This window comes from Vibrio sp. TMPB1044 (genome assembly GCF_030442075.1).
Classification (GTDB): Bacteria; Pseudomonadota; Gammaproteobacteria; order Enterobacterales; family Vibrionaceae; genus Vibrio; species Vibrio satsumensis.
Map to the genome: position 1 here is coordinate 7,935 of NZ_JAUJED010000075.1, position 4,804 is coordinate 12,738.

Annotated in this window: 3 protein-coding genes and 2 pseudogenes; 2 read left to right on the plus strand and 3 right to left on the minus strand. The window is 41.0% G+C overall.

What is annotated here, in order from left to right; translation table 11 throughout:
* Positions 1-313: 313 nt before the first annotated feature.
* A pseudogene (locus QQ041_RS22330) lies at positions 314-759 on the plus strand (IS5/IS1182 family transposase); the annotation flags it as partial.
* 90 nt (positions 760-849) lie between these two features.
* On the opposite strand, the gene QQ041_RS22335 reads toward QQ041_RS22330, so the two are convergent.
* A complete protein-coding gene (locus QQ041_RS22335) occupies positions 850-1,785 on the minus strand; it encodes an Rpn family recombination-promoting nuclease/putative transposase (protein ID WP_285955091.1) in 936 nt (311 codons plus the stop codon).
* A 302-nt stretch (positions 1,786-2,087) separates the two neighbouring features.
* On the opposite strand from QQ041_RS22335, the pseudogene QQ041_RS24205 reads away from it, so the two are divergent.
* A pseudogene (locus QQ041_RS24205) lies at positions 2,088-2,210 on the plus strand (IS256 family transposase); the annotation flags it as partial.
* 187 nt (positions 2,211-2,397) lie between these two features.
* Here QQ041_RS24205 and QQ041_RS22340 read toward each other — a convergent pair.
* Both QQ041_RS22340 and QQ041_RS22345 read right to left on the minus strand, forming a co-directional pair.
* Complete coding sequence (locus tag QQ041_RS22340; protein WP_171981661.1) at positions 2,398-3,144, minus strand: HNH endonuclease; 747 nt, start codon at positions 3,142-3,144, stop codon at positions 2,398-2,400.
* Positions 3,137-4,402: an AAA family ATPase gene (locus QQ041_RS22345; protein WP_285955092.1), complete on the minus strand. Its 1,266-nt coding sequence runs from the start codon at positions 4,400-4,402 to the stop codon at positions 3,137-3,139. Before QQ041_RS22345 ends, QQ041_RS22340 begins: the two co-directional genes overlap by 8 nt.
* Between the last annotated feature and the right edge of the window lie 402 nt (positions 4,403-4,804).

The following is a 4,804-nucleotide window of genomic DNA, read 5'->3' on the forward strand; positions in this document are numbered from 1 at the left end:
ATGATGCGAGTCGAAAGGAAAATCGGCACATAAGAAAACAAGCCCTTACTCTAACTTAATTGAAGCCAGTGAAAGGCAATAAGGAGGCACGACGAAGCGCAGCTACGCAGTAGCGGAGGCGTTGGGTGATTGTTCGCAGTAACTTAATGTCACATCGAGCTTGCTCGATAACAGTGCCATAAGTTATCGCGAGAGGAGTGAAGCGACGGAATGAGCCGACCGAAGGGAGAACGCCCAATATTTAAGTTTAATGTGTACTTTATAGATTGATTCGCGTTAGAAAAAGAACCGTCCGTAGTCAATCTTCAAGGGTAAGTGTTCGAAGGCGGTTCAAGTCAAATATAGCAATAAATCTAAAGGGCTATTCGCCGTCTAGCCATTAACTCAATTAGCCCCCACCTTTTTGGTCAGGGAGAGTGAAAAGTGAAAAGTGAAAAGGCTTGATGCAAAGAAACGCAGAACATAGCAAAAGCTACACTTGGCTGTTCATGTCGATATACTCGAAACCATGAGTGCGGAAGTCAGTTTTGTTGTGCTATGAACCTCTGAAAAAGAAAGGTTGTACCTCACTGAAACTCACCTCGAAAGAATGTAATGCTTTGGGAAGAGAGTGGATCAATAAATGAAGCGGAAAAGCGCTAACGAGCGGTAACGAGCGGTAAAGCGAGTTTGAGATACTACAACGCTCAAATAAGTGAAATGATAGTAAATGTCAAAACTATAAACAACATTATAGCTCTAGGTATGCCAGTTAGAAGCCAACGGTTAGCCATAGACGATGTAGCTTTGTCTCCAGGCTTATTTGATCAACACCACCACTTTACCACACAACCCTTTATGCTTGAGCGGCTAATGAGAAAGTTGTGCTAGTTCGTCTGTATTCAATCCCGTGACATCCATAATGGCTTGCTGGTCGATCCCATTAAGCAACATCTTGCGCGCCATCTCCTTGAGTGCTTCTTGACGGCCTTCTTTACGACCTTTTTCTTCACCTAATTGTATACCTTCTTGGCGGCCACGTTGCTCGCCTTGTTGACGCAATTGTTCTGCAATAGTCATAAGTGTTTCCTCGTGTTTCGGTACTGATGAGGCCAGTGACGTAATTAACGCTTCTAGGTTACTCGTTTCACCTACTTGGAGTAGGTAGCTCATCAATGACTGTACTTGCTTATCTGTAGTGTAATCGGTTAAGAGCAATGTGACCAGAGGCTCAAGGAAATCCATGATATCGCGATGCCTCGCGTGCTTTTGTACGAGCTCAAGTAACGCAATACGGCGATGCTGCATTATCTCATCATCGGAGATGACCGTAACATCGACCAATGGAAAATCTTGAGTATAGAGAGCCTTAGCCATCTTAGGGTTAGCAAACCTTTTTAACCAATTCATTTCATATGGATAAGGCGAGACTTTGCCATGGTAAAACTGCAAAGGTATCACCAAGGGTAAGTGCTCATGACCCGCTTCAATATGCTGTTGCATGGCAGCGATAGCGTAACGCATCAGTCTGAATGCCATGTATTTATCTGGCCGACTCTGGTGCTCGATTAACGCATAGACATACCCTTCCCCCTGAGACGTTTTAAGAGAATAAAGGACATCCGAATAATAAGGCCGTAAGTTTTCTTCTATAAAGCTGCCTGATTCGAGCTTTAGGGTCGTCAAATCACAGATTTCACGCAGCTCAGCAGGCAGGTGAATATCCAATAAGTCTTTAGCGGTTTCAGGATGAGTGAGAAACTGCTTAAAGAGCGCATCGTGAGGCGTTGGCGTGGTCTTTTTCATACCGTTACCTTAACACTAAATAAGTCAAATCAGTACCAGGATAAAAATCCTGCACCAAGTTGGTTTCTTTCTACACATCAATTTAGTTCATTTACTCTAAGTGATCTTTGCCCCAAAACTTGTTAGATCAAATGCTCTACACATTTTAGGGGCGTGCGTTTCCCCCTACTAAAACTAATTCGGTTAAGTTGATCACTGTTCACTCCCGTCATTAGGTAACATCATGTAATCTAACTTTCCTTCATGTGTCATAACTTATTGATTATCATTAAATTTGATATAAAAATGAATGATACACTAGAAAGGTGGTGTATCTGGCGATTATGGATGCTTCCAAGAGATGGACAATGCCAATCCACCACTGGAAGCAAGCTCTAAACCGATTTATGGTTATGTTCGAAGACCGACTAACTGAATACTTGTAACCAAGAGCAGTTACACAGAATTATTTACAGAGTCCTAGTTTTAGCCCGAAATAGAACTCAGCATAGTGAGGACATTACCTCAAATTCAGTAAAGCACTCTCCTAGTCGGTTGAGTCTCTTTGTTTTCGGCCGTAGGCCGCTAAGGAGACAACGTCGCCGGTTCTTTGTTCAAAAAAGAAGGCCGAAATTACTCCGCTCCCTCTACAATATCTTTTGCTTGTTGGTAGGGAGCACAACCCCTTAAATATGATTTGCAGAACCCAGAAAATTTCTCAGAAGGGTTAGCCAAGAGTTCTATTGCTTCCAACGCCTCTCCCAACTTTCTCTTCCTATTTCTTCGCTTTACGCCAGTATCGGCTTCAAAGTAATCTTCAATTGCTTCTTCTAATGCTGCACTAAAACTATGTAAGCTTACGAGTATGTCGGCTCTAGGCTTCATTAGTCTTACAGAATTGAGGCTACAGACCGAGATTGTCATATCTCCCATCTGTTTATACTCATTCTCTTTCGCAGTAATTCGTATATCTTTATAGGAAAATACATCTTCTGGATCTAAGTCATAGGGGTTAACAATCGGCTCATTCCTTGAGTCGTGATCATCTTTACTGCCATTGCATTTTCTGCACGCAGGTAAGAAATTGTCCCAATCAAAGGCAGAGTCTGGATACCTCGACTTGGGATTAAAATGTTCGACTTCAATATTTCCACTTTCTGACGGCTTAGTCTCGCAAAAAGCGCACTTATCTAAAGAACTATCGAACAACACCGATTTAATTTGTTCGTGTCGATAATGAACAAGAAGCTTTTCTTTTTCATTTTTTGGGATTTTTGAATAGCTTCCATATTTGGAAACTGCACCTAACAGGTTAGATGTCCAAGCCTGTTCATTATCAATTAGAATTTGAGGTTTAGGCTTCCTTTCCAACTTAATCATCTGATAGTGCCACCATAGACGCATATTTTGCGTTTAGCACGGTCAATATCGAATCATTTGGGTGAGCAATTTCAGCTAAGGTGTCAATAGCCACCCTAAACTCTTGTATATTTCCCTCTTCCATCTTGCCAAATGCACTAGAAATCAGTTTCTCATAGTCTTTATTTTCAAGGCTCACTACCCCCATGACCTCTGACAATATTTGGTCCGTACTCCATCCTGAGAACCTTTTGTCAGAAGGTCTCAAATCGTACTCATTCTGATCGTGATTGCGCTCCATCACTATGATTTCATTCTCTTTGGCAGAAGAAAGAAGATGAGGTGAGTGAGTAGTAACGATAAACTGTAACTCAGGAAATATATTTCCCAAACCGTCTCTTAGTGTAAATTGCCATTCTGGGTGTAAGTGAATATCTAACTCATCAATCAATACTGTTCCAGAAGCTTGACTCACTAATCGTTCACCTTCTGGTCGAGTACCTTCAACCCACTCAAAAATGTTTGCAATTATGAATAAAATGGCTTGAAATCCCGCAGACAACTCTTCTAAATAACACTCTTGACCATAAAGAGAAAAAACTGGCTCCAAGTCTTTACCTGTCTGAACATAAGAAAAGTCGCTGTCAAATGGAGCTAAAGTAGGAAGGAATTGAATCATATGATTCCAATTTTCTCGCTCTTCCAATGCCCACTCTTTATCGATCATAAAATAACGATTTATGAACCATTGCTTTATGTCTTTTTGATTATAATGATTTTCCTCACCATACAACGAAAGAGCTCCATTACGAGTATATGCTGTGATTTGTTCGCCTTTCGTAGCTTCCCTCGTCATACCGCTAATTTGCTTGTATTTGATACTTCTCTCAGCTCCAATAAACAATGGGCAAAATCCATTCAAACTAGCTTCTGTACTATGTAAAATTACAGATTCCCTACCTTCCTCCGAGTATGGTGAGTTCCACTGCTTTATGGATTGCTGTCTATAATCGGTTTTAGGAAAAGAACCTTGACCTAGACCAGTGCGCTTCTTCTCTCCGTTAATAGTCAAGTCAGTCCAAAACTCTGACTCCTCATCAAACCGAGAAAATTTAAGAGATTCAGAACTGAAAGAGTGTGAAATTCCAGCCAGAATAGAAGTCTTTCCGCAGCCATTTGGACCTGCGATAAAGTTAAACCGTTTATTGAATTCAACATCCAGTAGTTTAAATTGACGGAAGTTTCGTAAGTGTAACTTTTCAATATAGTTAGATGACAAACTATTGCTCCTTGAGCTTGTATCCTAGAATGGTTGATATTATGCAATCAAACACAATTCTAGGGTAGGGAGAAGTTAAGCCTATTCAGCGGTAACCTGTCACTTTAGGACCGGAACACCCCACTTCTGCGACATCAGACTTTAAAAAATTCTCTGCAAACTTATTTTTTGTCGGAGGACAACGTAAAGTTTGACCAGTTCCAATAAAGCCTGTTCGATTTTTGGCTGTATCTAGTCAGACGGCGGCTGGTAAGCTAAAACACTTTTGTCCAAAATCTTCATAATCTGAATTCTTACTCACGGTACTTTGTGATTACCGAGGGACGTTGACGGTCTAATTACCGAAGGACTCTGTCATAGTCTTATTAATAGTAGTCAACTATGACAGGTCTACTCCTATTC